Below are 13,712 nucleotides of genomic sequence, written 5' to 3'. Positions count from 1 at the left end.
CCATCGCAATCGTAGTGCCGGCAAGCGTCATCGCATGGCGGCGAGCACATTGAGCACGCTCGTCACAATGGAATTCGGCCGCGTCAAGCCTTTCAAGCCTGCCATACGCCATACCCCGCCTCGCGCAGCCCGATCGCCAATTCCACTTCCATATCCTGCGCGCCGCGGCAAGGCATCGGGTTGAACACGTCGTACAGTTCGGGCATCAGACGCAGGCCGTAGTCGCGCACAAAGCGATTCGCCTGAATGCCCGCCTTGTGCCGATCGAAGCGCAAGTCCGGGTCGAGCCCCGTCATGCCGACGTACACGCACGGCCTGTCGAAACGGTAACCAGGATTCGCGCGACGAAAGCGCGCCTCGTTCCACACCTTGTCGTCGAGCGCGACGACGTACACATAGTAGTGATGCGCGCGACCCGCCATGACACGCCCGACGCCGTTCAGCCGCGCAGCGTACCGTGCAGCAACATCCGGTATTCGGTCGGTGTGACGCCGACGGTCGCCTTGAATTGCCGTGTGAACGCGCTGTGATCGGTGTAGCCGCAACGCGCGGCGACGTCGGTGACCTTGTCGTGCGACACCAGCAGCGCGGTCGCCGCGTCGAGTCGCGTTTTCAGGAGCACCTGGCGCGGCGTCAGATGAAACACCTTGTGAAAGTAGCGCTCAAGCTGCGCGACCGACATGTCCGCCATCGCCGCAAGCTGCTTCAGGTTCAGCGGCTGCACGTAATTCTGCTGGATCGACTGCACGACGGCGGCAAGCCGGCTGTAGGCCGGATGGCTGCTTTCGTCGGCTTTCAGATCGCGGGAGATGCCGGCGAGGCCGACCACCTTGCCCGTCGCATCGCGCAACGGTTGTTTGCAGGTCAGGCACCAGCCCGGTTGACGGCCCGGATACAGATGCAGTTCGAGCTGATCGAGCATCTGGTTGCCCACGCCGATGATCGCCTTGTCCTGCGCGGTATAGATGCGCCCGAAGCGGCGCGGAAACACGTCTTCCGCGGTCTTGCCGAGCAGCGCGGCCTTTTCCTTGAAGCCGCAACGCGAAGCGAGCGTGCGGTTGACGAGCGCATACCGCGCGTCGGCGTCCTTGACGAAGAACACGACGTCCGGCATTGCATCGAATACCGGCTCGAGCAACCTGAAATGCGACAGCATGCCGGACAACGTCGTATCGTCAGTTTCGAGCGGATGCGCCAGCGTGTTCATCGTGCGGTTCCGTGGGTGCGTGCCTGGTTGATTGCGTTAGGTTGCGTTCGCGGATCGCTGCGCCGGTGCGGCCGGGCAGCCTGCTCGTGCGGTTGATTGCGGTCGATTATAGAGCCGCGCGTCGCCCGCCAATATCTACCGAGGGTAAGCGCGGAGCCGTCATGGCGCCGCAGTCGGCGGTTCGGCGGCGCTCATCAGCGTGCCGATTTGCGCCGGACTGAACGGCGGACGCGCCGCGGCGGCCGGCCAGCCGAAGTACAGGCTCGCGGCCGCCCCGCAGATGCGCCCCTGGCAAGGGCCCATACCGCAGCGCGTCTGCAGTTTCGCGTCACGCCAGTCGGCGCAGCGGCGCACCTCGCCGACGCTCACGTCCTCGCAACGGCACAACAGCGTCGCGTCGGCGGGCGGCGTGCGCGCGGCCACGCCCAATGCGAACGACGCTGCGACGCGCGCGCCAAAGCCCCGCCAGCGAGCGCGTTGCGCGACCAGCGCCGCCAGCGCGGCGCGTTGCGTGCTCGCCGCGCCGCTCGCCACGAGACCGGCGATCTCACCTTCCGCGCCAGCGAGCTCAGCGCCGCCGACGCCCGTGCACTCGCCCGCTGCATAAACGCGTTCGAGCGAGGTGCGCTGTCCGTCGTCGATGACGATTTCGCCCGCGTCGTTGATCGCGCAGCCGAGCGCCTGGGCAAGCGTGACGTTCGGCAGCAGTCCGAAGCCGCACGCGACGCGGTCGCAATCGAGCGTCACCTCGCGTTCGCCGCGCCGGATCGTCACCTGTTGCACGCGCTGCGCGCCACGGGCTTCGCTCACGATGCTGCCGGTCCAGTAGCGCAGTCCCACGAAGCCGCGCGTGAGGCTGATCGCCTGACGCAGCTTCGCGGGCTCGCGCAGCAGCGACACGCCGAAACGCGCGACCTCGGCCGCCGATGCCTGCTCGACCACCGCGATCACGCGCGCGCCGGCCTCTCGCGCGGTGGCGAGCGCGGCCATCAGCAGCGGGCCGCTGCCGGCGATCACGATCCGTTCGTCGCGCACCGGCATGCCGCCTTTGATCAGCGCCTGCAATGCGCCCGCGCCGGTCACGCCGGGCAAGGTCCAGCCGGGAAACGGCAGAAGACGCTCGCGCGCGCCGGTCGCAAGAATCAGTCTGTCATAGGTGATCGACACGCCGCCGTGTTCGGCGGATTCGAGCAGCAAGGCTTGCGCGCCGAGCGGCGCGATCACGCGCGTCGATGGCCAGTAAGTGAAGTTTTGCTGCGATTGCAACGCCGCGAGCAACGCCTGCAACGCTGCTTGAGGCGGATAGGCGGGCCCCTGGCGCCAGACCTGGCCGCCGGCGCGCGGATTGTCATCGATCTGCGCGACAGTCGCGCCCGCCTGCGCCGCCGCTCGCGCGGCATTGAGCCCGGCCGGACCACCGCCGATCACCACGATGTCGAAGTGCTGCGTCATGCGTGTACTGTCCCGTTTCGTGTCTGCACGCGCTGGCCGTCGCGGCATAGCGTCTGGCACGCGAGCGCGTGCGCGCGACCGTCGATCGCGACGCGGCACTCCTGGCACACGCCCATCCCGCACAAGGCTTCGCGCGGCTCGCCCTTGACCGACAGCCGCGAGCCGCGCACACCCGCGATCGCGAGCGCCGCGGCTATGGTCGTGCCGGGTTTCACTTCGATGCTGCGGCCGTCGACGGTCAAACGGATGCGGGCCGCGTCAGTGTCGGTCATGGGCCACCTGCTCTGCAAAACGCATCGGTAGATAAGGTTCGCACGGAATCGGCGCGGCATGGCCCGCGATCTGCGCCGCGAGTAGTTTCGCGGTCGCGAGCGAGGTCGTCACGCCAAGCCCTTCGTGGCCGACCGCGAGCCATAGGCGGGATGCGGAGCCAGAGCCGACGTCGGGCGCGAACTCGCCGGCCGGTCCGATCAGCGGCAGGCCGTCCGGCGACGCCGCGCGAAACCCCGTCCACGCGCGGATGCCGCTGAGCGCCGGCAACCGCGGCAGATACTGCGCGGCGCGTTGCAGCATCCGGGCGAGCACCGGCATCTCGACGGCGGGATCGGTTGTTTCGAACTGGCGCGACGAGCCGATCAGCAGTTGCCCGGTCGGACGCGGCTGTACGTTGAACGCGACCGACGTGCCGGTCGCGTGATGCGCGCTCTTGATATAGCCAAGTTCGAGCAGTTGATGACGGATCAGCCCCGGGTAGCGGTCGGTGATCAGCAGATGGCCTTTCTTCGGCTGCAACGGCAGCCACGGCAACAATTGCGCCGCCCCGAGGCCGTTCGCGACGACCACGTGCGCCGCGCTGGTGCGCTCGCCGCACGCCAGGGTCACGCCACCCGCACCGACCGACGCGACCGGCGCTCCAGGTCGCACGCTGATATTCGCCGCATGCGGCGACTGCGTGAGCAGCCATTCGGCGGCGGTCGGCGCATACACGATGCTGTCGTGCTCGATGCGCAAGCCGCCCGCCATCGATGGTGCGAGCGCCGGTTCGCAGGCGCGCAGTTCGGACGAGTCCAGCAATTGCGCGGCGACGCCTTGGCTCTCAAACGCCGCCTGCATTGCGCGGGCGGCTTGCCGTTCTTCGTCGTCGGCTGCGACCCACAGCGTGCCGCAGCGCGCGAACGCGTCGCGCGCGCGCAGCTGCGGCGCGAGCTCGAGCCATAGCTCGCGCGAATAGCGGCTCAGTGCGAATTCGGCGGGCGAGTCGTTCATCACGACGATATGGCCCATGCCGGCCGCCGTCGCGCCGCCGCCGATGCGCTGCGCATCGAGCACGTCGACGCGCATGCCGAGCGCGGCCAGTTCCGCCGCGCACGCGGCACCGACGATACCCGCTCCGATGATCAGCGCGTCCGGGCTCATGCGGTCCGGATACCCCACGCGAACGGATCGCGCTCGTCGAAACACAGACACCCTTCGGCCATGATGTGCGCGTGACCGGTGATGGTCGGAATCACGTGGACGCCGTCGCCCGCCGTGCGATAGCTCGCCTCGAACACGCTGCCGATGATGCTCTCCTGGCGCCACACCGCGCCTTCGGCAAGCTTGCCGTCGGCCGCGAGACACGCGACCTTCGCGCTCGTGCCGGTGCCGCACGGCGAGCGGTCGTACGCATTGCCGGGACACAGCACGAAGCTGCGGCTGTCGAGGCCCTCGCGCGAACCCGGTCCGAACAGCTCGATATGGTCGATCAGCGCGCCGTTCGCGCCGGTGATGTTCCGTGCGATCAGCGCGTCGCGAATCGCCGAGCTGAAAGCCGTCAGGCTCGCGATGTTCGCGGCTTCGAGCTCGTGCCCATGCTCGGCGACGAGGAAAAACCAGTTGCCGCCCCAGCCGATGTCCCCGGTTAGTGCGCCATAGCCTGGCACGTCGACCTGCACCGCCTTGCGGTGGCGATACGCGGGCACGTTGCGCACCGCGACGCCGCCGTCTTCGTTCAGCGTCGCCTCGACCATGCCGACCGGCGTTTCGATGCGGTGTCGTCCCGGCCCGATCCGCCCCATGTGCGCGAGCGACACGACGAGCCCGATGGTGCCGTGCCCGCACATGCCGAGATAGCCGACGTTGTTGAAGAAGATCACGCCGGCCGCGCAAGTCGGATCGTCGGGCTCGCAGAGCAACGCGCCGACCACCACGTCCGAGCCCCGCGGTTCGGTAACGATGCCGGCGCGCCAGTCGTCGAAGCGGGTGCGGAACACCTCGAGCCGTTGCGCGAGCGTGCCGCTGCCCAGATCCGGGCCACCCGACACCACGAGGCGGGTGGGCTCACCGCCGGTGTGCGAGTCGATGATGTTGAGGGTTTTCATGTCGCCCATGGTAGGAATCGCGGGCCGGCGGGTCTTGGTGCGCGTACGCGCGGATTGAGACGATTTCGGCATAGCGGCGCGATGCGTGAGCCGCCGCGCGCGCGGCGCGCGAAACGTCCCGCTATTCGGTATCGGCGTCGACGACCCTCGGCGCAAACACGGCAACCCGGCTAACCGATACGGACACGTAAGGAGAATGAACACCGCTGGCGAGCGCGACGGGCTGCAACGCGGATTTCAGCATATACCTGGCCGTGGCGACCTCATGCCGTGCGCGCCGACTGCGAATCTTCACTCCCTGAGCACATGGTCGTGAAGCTGCAGCAACCGGTAGCCGCTTCTGTATACCGGCTGCAGCCGGAAACCATTGTGCGGCTCGATCGCGAGCAGCAGACGCAGCCGTGACACGTGACTGTCGATGGTCCGCGTGAACTCGCGCAGTTCGCGGCCCCACACCGTCGCGAAGATATGGTCGCGCGACATCACGCGATCGACGTTGGAAAAGAACAGCGCCGCGATCCGGTACTGGGTGGGCGACAGCGGCACCGGCTCGCCGCGCAGCGTGACCGCCCGGCCGATCGTGTCGAAGCAATAGGGGCCGATCTCGAAACAGGTCGCGGCGCTGAAACGCTCCGGATACGCGCGCCGCAGAAGCGCCGCGACTCGCGCGCGAAACTCGGCGTCACGCAGCGGCAACGCGAGGTAATCGTCGGCACCGCCGGCGAGCGCGCGCACCATGCTTTCCTCCGAGCCGTCGTCCGACACGAACATGATCGGCACGTGCTCGCCTGCCACGCGGCGCACCGAGCGCAACAGGTCCGCGCCGGCGGGCCGCATATCCTGCCAGTCGAGCACCAGCAGATCCATCGTGGAGCGCACGAGCGACCTCGACAACGCAACGCCGTCGTCATAGGCCGCGCAGAAATGGCCGGATCTCACCAGACTTGATTCAATGGACTGACGCATGACCGGGTCACGCTGAAGAACTGCAATGCGCATGGGATAGACTCTCGACAAGGACATGCAGACCATTCTCCGAGCCGCACCCCGGTCCCTCCCTTCGGAGCATTCCGATTTTCCGCCGCTTTTTTCGCCCAACTGGGCGCTTCCGCAGGACTTCCGCTTTCATCCTGTAAAATCCGCGCCGGCCTCCGTCGTCAGCGCGCCCGCCCTATCAGGACGGCGCGCCCGTGTCCCGTGCTCTACCCAGCGCCTGCCACACTTCTCGCCCGACGACCGCCGTATGTCCACGCCCACGCATCACCCGCCGCGTGGCTCACAATTCATCAAAAGACATGGCAATGCAAGCGACAAATCTGGGTGGAGCGCAGGCTGTCACCCCCCGCCCGCTTGGGCACAGCGATTACAAGACACTCGGTCTCGCCGCGCTCGGCGGAGCCCTCGAGTTCTACGACTTCATCATCTTCGTTTTCTTCGCGCCGGCGATCGGCCAGCTGTTCTTCCCGGCGGCGATGCCGGACTGGCTGCGTCAGGTGCAGACCTTCGGCATTTTCGCGGCCGGTTATCTGGCGCGGCCGCTCGGCGGCGTCATCATGGCGCACTTCGGCGACCTGTTCGGCCGCAAGCGCATGTTCACGCTGAGCGTGCTGCTGATGTCGGTGCCGACGCTGCTGATGGGCCTGATGCCCACCTACGCGAGCATCGGCGTGCTCGCGCCGGTGCTGCTATTGCTGTTCCGCGTGATGCAGGGCGCGGCGGTCGGCGGCGAAGTCCCGGGCGCATGGGTGTTCGTCGCAGAGCATGTGCCCGGGCGGCACGTCGGCTATGCGTGCGGCACGCTGACGGCCGGCCTCACGGCGGGCATTCTGCTCGGCTCGCTGATTGCGTCGGCGGTCAATCGCCATTTCACGCCGGCCGATATTTCCGAATATGCGTGGCGTGTTCCGTTCCTGATCGGCGGCGTGTTCGGTATGTTCTCGGTCTATCTGCGCCGCTGGTTGCACGAGACGCCGGTGTTCGCCGAACTGAAGCAACGCAAGGCGATCGCCGCGGAAGTGCCGCTGAAGGCCGTGCTGCGCGATCACGGCCGCGCGGTGATCGTGTCGATGCTGCTCACCTGGATGCTGTCGGCGGCGATCGTCGTCGTGATCCTGATGACGCCGACGCTGCTGCAAAAGCAATTTCACATCGAACCGGCCACCGCGCTGCTCGCGAACTGTGTCGCGACGCTGTGCCTGACGATCGGCTGCGTGGTGGCGGGTTCGATCGCCGGACGCATCGGCGCGGGTCGCACGATTTTCGTCGGCGGTGTTGCGCTTGCGATCACGTACTACGTGATGTTTCGCCAGTTGGCCGTCGATACGTCCCTGCTCGTGCCGCTGTATGCACTGGCCGGACTTTTCGTCGGCGTGATCGGCGCGATTCCGCTCGTGATGGTCCGCGGATTCCCGCCGGTGGTGCGCTTCTCGGGCATCTCGTTCTCGTACAACGTCGCGTATGCGGTGTTCGGCGGTCTGACGCCGATCGCCGTTTCGCTGATGATGAAGTCGAACCCGCTGGCCGCGCCGCTGTACGTCGCGGCGATCTGCGTGCTGGGCGCGCTGACCGCGCTGTTCATCAAGGATGCGCCGCGGGCGCGCTGATCCGGCGACATCCATACTTCACGCCACGCCGAAACGTGGCGCGCTGCATCGGGCTTACGATGCAGTCATGAACTCATCCACACCCTCCTTTTCGCCCGCCCTCGGTCGCGTTCTCGCGACCGTCAGCGTCGGCTTCGTGGTCACGCAACTCGACGTGACCATCGTCAACATCGCGTTGCCACGAATCGGCGCGGACCTGCACGCGAACGTCGCGGGCCTGCAATGGGTCGTCGATGCGTACACGCTCGCGTTTGCGGTGCTGATGCTGTCGGCCGGCGCGCTCGGCGACCGCTTCGGCGCGCGGCGCATGTATGCGTGCGGAATCGTGCTGTTCGCGCTCGCGTCGCTGGCCTGCGGGCTCGCGCTCGACGCCCCGATGCTGATCGCCGCACGCGCGGTGCAGGGCATCGGCGCGGCCGCGATGCTGCCGAATTCGCTCGCGCTGCTCAACCAGTCGTTCGGCCACGAACCGAAGCTGCGGGCACGCGCGGTCGGCCTGTGGACCGCCTGCGGCGCGATTTCGATCGCGGCCGGGCCGGTGGCTGGCGGTCTGCTGATCGCCGCGTTCGGCTGGCGCAGCATCTTTCTCGTCAATCTACCAATCTGCGCGGCCGGCCTGCTCGCGACACTGCTGTGGATTCCGCGTCCGCAAACCTCGCAACGCGGCGTGCCGGCCGCCGCTCGCGGCAACACCGGCGCGACGCCACGCGGCATCGATCTCGGCGGCCAGTGTCTCGCGATCGTCGCGCTAACCGCGTTCGTCGCCGCGGTGATCGAATGGCGGCCGCTCGGGCTCGCGCATCCGCTGGTTGCCGGCGGCTTCGTGCTGGCGCTGCTGGCGGCGGGTGCGTTCGTGTTCGTCGAAGCGCGCGTCGCGCGCCCGATGCTGCCGCTGTCGCTGTTCGGCACGCGCACGTTCAGCGCGGCAGTGCTGTTCGGCATCTGCGTGAATCTGACGTATTACGGCATGGTGTTCGTGCTGAGCCTTTACCTGCAGCGCGTGCGCGGCTACACGCCGTTGCAGGCGGGCCTCGCGTTCCTGCCGCTGACGGGCGGCTTCCTGATCTCGAACGTCGCGAGCGGCTGGGTGATCGGCCGCCTGGGAGTGCGCGTGCCGATGATCCTCGGCGCGATCACGGCCGGTCTCGGCTATGGCCTGCTGCATCTCGTCGACGCCGAGACGCCGCTGATTGGCCTGCTGCTGCCGTTTTTGCTGATTCCGTCGGGTATGGGGCTCGCGGTGCCGGCGATGACCACGGCGGTGCTCGCATCGACCGAAGCGCGGCGCGCGGGCACGGCGTCGGCGGTATTGAACACGGCGCGCCAGGCCGGCGGCGCGGTGGGTGTGGCGGCCTTCGGCGCACTCGCGGGCGGTGCGGCCGCGACGCAGATCGTGCCGGGGATGCAAGCGGCGACGGCTATTTCGGTGGGACTGCTGGTGCTGGGTCTCGTGCTCGCGTGTTTCGTGCATCCGGAGCCGCACGCGGCGGCATCGTCTGCGCGCGGCGCGAGCGCCGCGAGTAAGTAAGCGGTGTGTAATGCAGGCGCCTACAGCGACGCCTCCTGAATCGTGCCGGTAGCGATTGCGCGCTCGATCAGGCCTTCATTGCGCGCTTTGGCGATCGCATCCGCGAGCAGCTTTTCCGGGTCCTCGATGTCCGCCTTCAGCGTGCCGATGAATCCGGACGCATCCAGAACCACCAGGGTCTTCGCCGACTCGGCGAGGCTGATGATCACACGATGCGGCGTCGGCCCTTCGCCGAGACTCGCGCACAGTTGCGTGAGCTTGCCGCCGATCATTTGCTCGAAGTTCTGAATCATCATCTGCTCCCATGATTGGCGCGGATTGGAAATCCTGCTGTGTAGCAGGATGCGGGCCGCGCCGACTGCGCGCGCTCACGCTTTACAGCCCGCCGAGTCCGCTGCGCGGCGCGCGCGCGTTGTCGATGCTCAGACGCCCCGCGCCGGTAACGAACAGCAGCAGGAAACCGCCCGCGATTCCGATGTTCTTCCAGAAATGAATCACCATGTCGTGCTGCAACGCAGGGTCGGTGATATTCCAGAAGTCGTGGCCGAGCACCGCCGTCGCGACCGTATACGCCGCCATGATCAGCGCGAGCGGCCGTACCTTGAAGCCGACCACGAGCAGCAGGCCGCCGAGCACCTCGATCGCGGTTGCGATCGGCGCGGCGATCTGCACGAACGGCACACCTTTCGAATGCAGGTAGCCGACGAAGCCCGCATAGCCCAGCAGTTTCATCACCCCGCTCCACAGGAACAGCACGGAAAGCGCAAGACGGGCGATGAAAATAATGCCGAAATCGACGGGACGCGACATGGGGGGACTCCTGTAATGAATAAGCAGCAGACCCGAATGGACGGGCTCAGTTCCCCGCCTCGCCCCTGAGCATATGAGCAATGGCCGCGATTTCCAAGCCCGCTCAAGCTGACGGATACGTGGCGACCTCGATCAGGTTGCCGTCCGGGTCGCGGCAATACACCGAGGTCATCTTGCCGCGCGCGCCGTCGCGCTCCACCGGCCCCGCCTCGATAGCGACGCCTTGCGCAAGCCAGTGCGCCTTGACGTCGTCCGGGCTTGCGGTGGTCACGAAGCACAGGTCCGCCGTGCCCGGCACCGCCTCGCGCGACGTGAACCAGGCGACGGTATCGGCCGACGCGGGACGCAGATTGATCTTCTGATTGCCGTAGTTCATCGCCACGCGCGTGCCGGTGCGCGACGCGAACTCGGTGCGTCGCATGCCGAGCATCCGCGCGTACCACGCCGCGCTCACTTCGACGTCGGCGACGTTCAGAACGAGATGATCGAGACTGGCTAGCTGGAAGCTCATGGGTTTGTCGTGATGAATCGAGAAAGGTGGTAGCGACTATACGCGTGGCGCGTCCGGCGCGAGCAACACGCCCTTCGTGAATACGAAGCAGCCGTAGCCGCGCTCCTCGCCCGTCGCGATCACACAGTATGCCTGGCGCGCACGCTCGTAAAACGCGAACCGCTCGATCGACACGAAGGGCACCTCGCGCCCCTCGCCCGCGTTGACCTCGGCTTGCGCTTCGCGCTGCACCGCGGGAATCGTGTGCGGCTCGCCAACCACTTCCATGCGCGACGCGGGATGCTCGATAAAGGTGTCGAGTGGCAGCACCGACAACACCGCGCGGATCGCGCGCGGCGAACTGACGCCGTCGAGACGCAGCGGCTTGCCGAGCACGGTATCGCGCGCGACGGCGTCGGCCGGGAAGTTGGCGTCGCAGATCACGAGCTCGTCGCCGTGGCCCATCGAGCGCAGCGCGTGCAGGATATCGGCGTTCAGTAGCGGGTCCAGATTTTTCAGCACGGGGTCTCCAGGTCGTTCGGTTGGGAACATGCTGAGGGGGTGAGGTCGTGAGCTTTGCGCAAGACGATGCGTGTCACGCTTCATCCGCACGACGATCGATTGTAGCAAGCGCGCCGGACGTCTTGCGGCGCTGCGCTCGCACCGCATTGCCAGCGCAGCCATCCGACCAAAGCGAGCAGCACGAGCCCCGCGCCGCCGAGCACCGGCTCGCGCCAACCGAGCAGTGCGATGAACATGAACGCCCGCGCGCCGCCGAGCAGCGCGAAACCGGCGATCGCGCTCGATAACGCATCGAGCGCGGCCGCGACGCGCAGCAACGCGAGATGGACTTGTGCGGGCTTGGCAGCGGCGGGCTCATGCATGATCGTCTCCGTGAAAGACGCCTCAGGCGGCGCCGGGGGTTTCGTCGAGAAAACCGGTGACCGCTTGCAGACGCCCATGCGCGTCCACCACGCCGAAGTCCGAGCCCTTCACGATCGCCTCGCCCGCGGGGGTCGTCAGTGCCCACGAGAAGCGCAGGCGATTCGCGAAGCCGTCGACGTCGGTCGTACGGCGAAACGTTTGATGCGGAAAACGCTCATGCACCGCGCGGATCATGGCGTCGATGCCATCGTGGCCCGCGCCCGCCAGCAGCGGGTCGCGATAGTCGGCATCGGCGCTCCACGTTGCCGCGATCAACTCGCGACGACGCGCGCCATCGGTCTCGTTCCAAGTGTCGAAATAACGGTCGATCAAATCGGTATGCGCATTCATCTCAAACTCCTCGATTGACAGGACTGAGCACTTCGCGCGGCATACGCATCGCATGCGGCGGGCTCGGAATGAAGATTGACGGCTCGCGTGCATTGCGTCGATTACGTGAGAGGTAATGAGTATCAAACAGAGGATTCCTCAATTAATTCATGCGGTTACGATGTGCCAGGAGATCGCGAAGGCTCCATTGAGATGCACAACTGCGACCTAATGAAATCAAAGGCTTACAACGCAATTCCAGACGCGCATTTCCCGACTTGGCGTATTATCTAAACCTGTACGGATATACAGGTATCGAGATGGGGCTAACCAATCCCTATGGAACCGCTCGCCCGTGCCGCGGATGCGAGCATTGGGGCGGCGAAATTGCCGACGGACAACATGCGCTGTGTCTCCGCGATGGCCGCCGACAGGTGCAAGCTCAGCCTGAAAGCGGCTGCGTGCACTGGGTGCGGGCGATCGGTAGCGACGACGAGCCCGCGATTTACACATCGCGGGGAAAACGATGAAAGCCGGAACATTGAAGACCATCGGCAGTTACGCGTTCGCGGTCTGCATAGTCGCCCTCTACTTTTATGCGCTCGCACACGACATTTACACGCGCTCGTTCGGACATTTGGCTTTCGACGCGGTCTTCCCCCCCGCGGGCGTCGTCCATGCTCTTTTGCTTCTGTGATATGAGGACCGAGGACGCGGCCCACGACCTGTAAAAGCAGGCTGCGGGCTGTTTTCATGCTGCTGGCTTCAGCGGCGCAGCGGCCAACTTTTCGAGCCGCGCAACCACCAGATCGATCGAGTGGTCACTAGGATTGAAGCCGCCCGGCCATTTCGACGTGTCGATCATCTCGAATCCCGTCGACGTCAGCCAGATCATCGGGCCAGGGCGATGCAGCCAGTCACCGAGACGCGGGTAGTTCACCCAGATGTCGCGCCCGTTGCCGACGATCACGAGCCCCGCCAGCTCGCGCACAAACTTCTGGTAGTACGCGACGTTCGCGCCCTTCGGCGGCTCGAAGGCGTGCAGCGTGCCGATCTGCGCATCAGGGATGAATAGCGGCGTAAAGCTCGTACGCCAGCCGCCCAACGAATGGCCGCACACGTTGAACACCGCGCCGGCCGGCACCAGCTTCAGCGCCCAATCCCAGATTTCCTTCGCGCTTTCATACGCGCCGCGCGTGACCTTCGCGCCACCGCCTACGTCGACCGGCGCCAGATCGATGTCATTGAACAGATCGCCAATCTTCCGATCTGAGAATCGCGTCCCCGAAATGCTGAGATACGTCGCGCCGCTCGTATCGGTCGAGAGAACGGCTTGGCTGTCCGCGTCCTGATATTGGGCGACGAACGTGTGCCCAAGCGCTTCGAACGCGGCCTTTGCCTGCGTCACGTCCATGATGTATGCCGCTTGCGAGCGAAGCGCCGCCGCTAGAATGGGCGTGAAGTCCATCTCACTGGCTCGCGGCGATAGGAGCCGATGCAGCAGATGCCGAGCTCGAAGCTACAGGCGCTTGAGCAGCGACGACTGCCGAAGCCGCATCAGCGGCCACGCTTGCGGTAGCGCAGACAACGCCATTGACCGCCGCCGCGCTGGCGATCTGCGGGCTTGCGACGGCTGCGGCCGTGAGTGTAGGTTCGACGATTGAACAGCCGCTCTTGATCGTTTGCAGCGCGATCAGATTCGTCTGGTTCAGATTGGCCAACGTCTGGTTCACGTTCGCCTGTTGAGCGGTCGAACATGCGCCGAGAGCGAGCGCAACGAGGCCAGCCGCGAAAGCGGCGAGGATCTTCTTCATGGGGAAACTCCAGATGTTTTGCGAGAGGTCCGGCGGGTTAGTCCGGAGGTTTGCGGGGATTCAGAAGCGAAACTTGGCGCCAAGCTTTACGCTCACGCCTTTGGCATCACTGTTTTGAACTTCGATGGAGCTCTGAGTCGTCTTGCTGTACTCGACATATGCCTTGCAACAACTGACGGCATACGTTTTGGGAT

18 protein-coding genes are annotated in these 13,712 nt (G+C 66.1%); 3 read left to right on the top strand and 15 right to left on the bottom strand.

Annotated features, from left to right (window positions below):
* Positions 1-92 precede the first annotated feature (92 nt).
* The 7 genes from HWY30_RS07250 to HWY30_RS07220 form a co-directional block, all read right to left on the bottom strand.
* Positions 93-422, bottom strand: coding sequence for a hypothetical protein (locus HWY30_RS07250; RefSeq protein WP_090806923.1), 330 nt, complete (start codon positions 420-422; stop codon positions 93-95).
* A 17-nt stretch (positions 423-439) separates the two neighbouring features.
* Positions 440-1,207, bottom strand: coding sequence for an AraC family transcriptional regulator (locus tag HWY30_RS07245; RefSeq protein WP_090806925.1), 768 nt, complete (start codon positions 1,205-1,207; stop codon positions 440-442).
* A gap of 159 nt (positions 1,208-1,366) precedes the next feature.
* The gene (locus HWY30_RS07240) at positions 1,367-2,659 is read right to left on the bottom strand and encodes an FAD/NAD(P)-dependent oxidoreductase (RefSeq protein ID WP_090806927.1); all 1,293 of its coding nucleotides are present in this window, start codon (positions 2,657-2,659) and stop codon (positions 1,367-1,369) included.
* On the bottom strand, positions 2,656-2,931 hold the full coding sequence (locus tag HWY30_RS07235; RefSeq protein WP_090806929.1) for a 2Fe-2S iron-sulfur cluster-binding protein: 276 nt from the start codon (positions 2,929-2,931) through the stop codon (positions 2,656-2,658). Before HWY30_RS07235 ends, HWY30_RS07240 begins: the two co-directional genes overlap by 4 nt.
* On the bottom strand, positions 2,918-4,075 hold the full coding sequence (locus HWY30_RS07230; RefSeq protein WP_090806931.1) for an NAD(P)/FAD-dependent oxidoreductase: 1,158 nt from the start codon (positions 4,073-4,075) through the stop codon (positions 2,918-2,920). The genes HWY30_RS07235 and HWY30_RS07230 overlap by 14 nt, the downstream gene beginning before the upstream one ends.
* A complete protein-coding gene (locus HWY30_RS07225) occupies positions 4,072-5,028 on the bottom strand; it encodes a 4-hydroxyproline epimerase (RefSeq protein ID WP_090806933.1) in 957 nt (318 codons plus the stop codon). The genes HWY30_RS07230 and HWY30_RS07225 overlap by 4 nt, the downstream gene beginning before the upstream one ends.
* 282 nt (positions 5,029-5,310) lie before the next feature.
* Positions 5,311-6,018: a response regulator transcription factor gene (locus HWY30_RS07220; RefSeq protein ID WP_090806935.1), complete on the bottom strand. Its 708-nt coding sequence runs from the start codon at positions 6,016-6,018 to the stop codon at positions 5,311-5,313.
* A gap of 302 nt (positions 6,019-6,320) precedes the next feature.
* On the opposite strand from HWY30_RS07220, the gene HWY30_RS07215 reads away from it, so the two are divergent.
* Both HWY30_RS07215 and HWY30_RS07210 read left to right on the top strand, forming a co-directional pair.
* Positions 6,321-7,622 (top strand): MFS transporter, encoded by a 1,302-nt coding sequence (locus HWY30_RS07215; RefSeq protein WP_176078860.1) that lies wholly within the window; start codon positions 6,321-6,323, stop codon positions 7,620-7,622.
* 67 nt (positions 7,623-7,689) lie between these two features.
* Entirely contained in the window at positions 7,690-9,150 is a 1,461-nt protein-coding gene (locus HWY30_RS07210) for an MFS transporter (RefSeq protein WP_090810193.1), read from the top strand.
* A 20-nt stretch (positions 9,151-9,170) separates the two neighbouring features.
* Here HWY30_RS07210 and HWY30_RS07205 read toward each other — a convergent pair whose 3' ends face one another.
* The 6 genes from HWY30_RS07205 to HWY30_RS07180 all read right to left on the bottom strand — a co-directional run bounded on the left by HWY30_RS07205 (position 9,171) and on the right by HWY30_RS07180 (position 11,725).
* Complete coding sequence (locus HWY30_RS07205) at positions 9,171-9,443, bottom strand: hypothetical protein (RefSeq protein ID WP_090810195.1); 273 nt, start codon at positions 9,441-9,443, stop codon at positions 9,171-9,173.
* Between the two features lie 82 nt (positions 9,444-9,525).
* Positions 9,526-9,960: a DoxX family protein gene (locus HWY30_RS07200; protein ID WP_090806939.1), complete on the bottom strand. Its 435-nt coding sequence runs from the start codon at positions 9,958-9,960 to the stop codon at positions 9,526-9,528.
* A 103-nt stretch (positions 9,961-10,063) separates the two neighbouring features.
* On the bottom strand, positions 10,064-10,471 hold the full coding sequence (locus HWY30_RS07195; RefSeq protein WP_090806942.1) for a VOC family protein: 408 nt from the start codon (positions 10,469-10,471) through the stop codon (positions 10,064-10,066).
* A gap of 36 nt (positions 10,472-10,507) precedes the next feature.
* Positions 10,508-10,972 carry an RbsD/FucU family protein gene (locus HWY30_RS07190; RefSeq protein ID WP_090806945.1) on the bottom strand — a complete coding sequence of 155 codons (465 nt, stop codon included), beginning with the start codon at positions 10,970-10,972 and terminating at the stop codon, positions 10,508-10,510.
* Positions 10,973-11,052: 80 nt separating this feature from the next.
* Entirely contained in the window at positions 11,053-11,334 is a 282-nt protein-coding gene (locus HWY30_RS07185) for a hypothetical protein (RefSeq protein WP_090806947.1), read from the bottom strand.
* A 22-nt stretch (positions 11,335-11,356) separates the two neighbouring features.
* Complete coding sequence (locus HWY30_RS07180) at positions 11,357-11,725, bottom strand: nuclear transport factor 2 family protein (protein WP_090806949.1); 369 nt, start codon at positions 11,723-11,725, stop codon at positions 11,357-11,359.
* Between the two features lie 505 nt (positions 11,726-12,230).
* Here HWY30_RS07180 and HWY30_RS07175 point away from each other — a divergent pair.
* Positions 12,231-12,401, top strand: a complete 171-nt coding sequence (locus tag HWY30_RS07175; RefSeq protein WP_167368705.1) for a hypothetical protein — start codon at positions 12,231-12,233, stop codon at positions 12,399-12,401.
* Between the two features lie 54 nt (positions 12,402-12,455).
* Here the strand turns inward: HWY30_RS07175 and HWY30_RS07170 are convergent, their stop codons facing one another.
* Both HWY30_RS07170 and HWY30_RS07165 read right to left on the bottom strand, forming a co-directional pair.
* Entirely contained in the window at positions 12,456-13,172 is a 717-nt protein-coding gene (locus tag HWY30_RS07170) for an alpha/beta hydrolase family protein (protein ID WP_090806951.1), read from the bottom strand.
* 1 nt (position 13,173) lies between these two features.
* Entirely contained in the window at positions 13,174-13,518 is a 345-nt protein-coding gene (locus HWY30_RS07165; RefSeq protein WP_090806953.1) for a hypothetical protein, read from the bottom strand.
* Positions 13,519-13,712 lie beyond the last annotated feature (194 nt).

This window comes from Paraburkholderia tuberum STM678, assembly GCF_902833905.1.
GTDB lineage: Bacteria > Pseudomonadota > Gammaproteobacteria > Burkholderiales > Burkholderiaceae > Paraburkholderia > Paraburkholderia tuberum.
Note: the sequence above shows the minus strand (reverse complement) of the source record. Positions and strands in the feature narration are given on the sequence as shown.

Bases quoted from the DNA above. Each gene is read 5' to 3' on its own strand.
- HWY30_RS07170 (WP_090806951.1), bottom strand. From the start codon at position 13,172: ATGGACTTCACGCCCATTCTAGCGGCGGCGCTTCGCTCGCAAGCGGCA.
- HWY30_RS07225 (WP_090806933.1), bottom strand. From the start codon at position 5,028: ATGGGCGACATGAAAACCCTCAACATCATCGACTCGCACACCGGCGGT.
- HWY30_RS07235 (WP_090806929.1), bottom strand. From the start codon at position 2,931: ATGACCGACACTGACGCGGCCCGCATCCGTTTGACCGTCGACGGCCGC.
- HWY30_RS07215 (WP_176078860.1), top strand. From the start codon at position 6,321: ATGCAAGCGACAAATCTGGGTGGAGCGCAGGCTGTCACCCCCCGCCCG.
- HWY30_RS07240 (WP_090806927.1), bottom strand. From the start codon at position 2,659: ATGACGCAGCACTTCGACATCGTGGTGATCGGCGGTGGTCCGGCCGGG.
- HWY30_RS07245 (WP_090806925.1), bottom strand. From the start codon at position 1,207: ATGAACACGCTGGCGCATCCGCTCGAAACTGACGATACGACGTTGTCC.
- HWY30_RS07200 (WP_090806939.1), bottom strand. From the start codon at position 9,960: ATGTCGCGTCCCGTCGATTTCGGCATTATTTTCATCGCCCGTCTTGCG.
- HWY30_RS07220 (WP_090806935.1), bottom strand. From the start codon at position 6,018: ATGCGCATTGCAGTTCTTCAGCGTGACCCGGTCATGCGTCAGTCCATT.
- HWY30_RS07210 (WP_090810193.1), top strand. From the start codon at position 7,690: ATGAACTCATCCACACCCTCCTTTTCGCCCGCCCTCGGTCGCGTTCTC.
- HWY30_RS07180 (WP_090806949.1), bottom strand. From the start codon at position 11,725: ATGAATGCGCATACCGATTTGATCGACCGTTATTTCGACACTTGGAAC.
- HWY30_RS07185 (WP_090806947.1), bottom strand. From the start codon at position 11,334: ATGCATGAGCCCGCCGCTGCCAAGCCCGCACAAGTCCATCTCGCGTTG.
- HWY30_RS07175 (WP_167368705.1), top strand. From the start codon at position 12,231: ATGAAAGCCGGAACATTGAAGACCATCGGCAGTTACGCGTTCGCGGTC.
- HWY30_RS07230 (WP_090806931.1), bottom strand. From the start codon at position 4,075: ATGAGCCCGGACGCGCTGATCATCGGAGCGGGTATCGTCGGTGCCGCG.
- HWY30_RS07195 (WP_090806942.1), bottom strand. From the start codon at position 10,471: ATGAGCTTCCAGCTAGCCAGTCTCGATCATCTCGTTCTGAACGTCGCC.
- HWY30_RS07165 (WP_090806953.1), bottom strand. From the start codon at position 13,518: ATGAAGAAGATCCTCGCCGCTTTCGCGGCTGGCCTCGTTGCGCTCGCT.
- HWY30_RS07250 (WP_090806923.1), bottom strand. From the start codon at position 422: ATGGCGGGTCGCGCGCATCACTACTATGTGTACGTCGTCGCGCTCGAC.
- HWY30_RS07205 (WP_090810195.1), bottom strand. From the start codon at position 9,443: ATGATTCAGAACTTCGAGCAAATGATCGGCGGCAAGCTCACGCAACTG.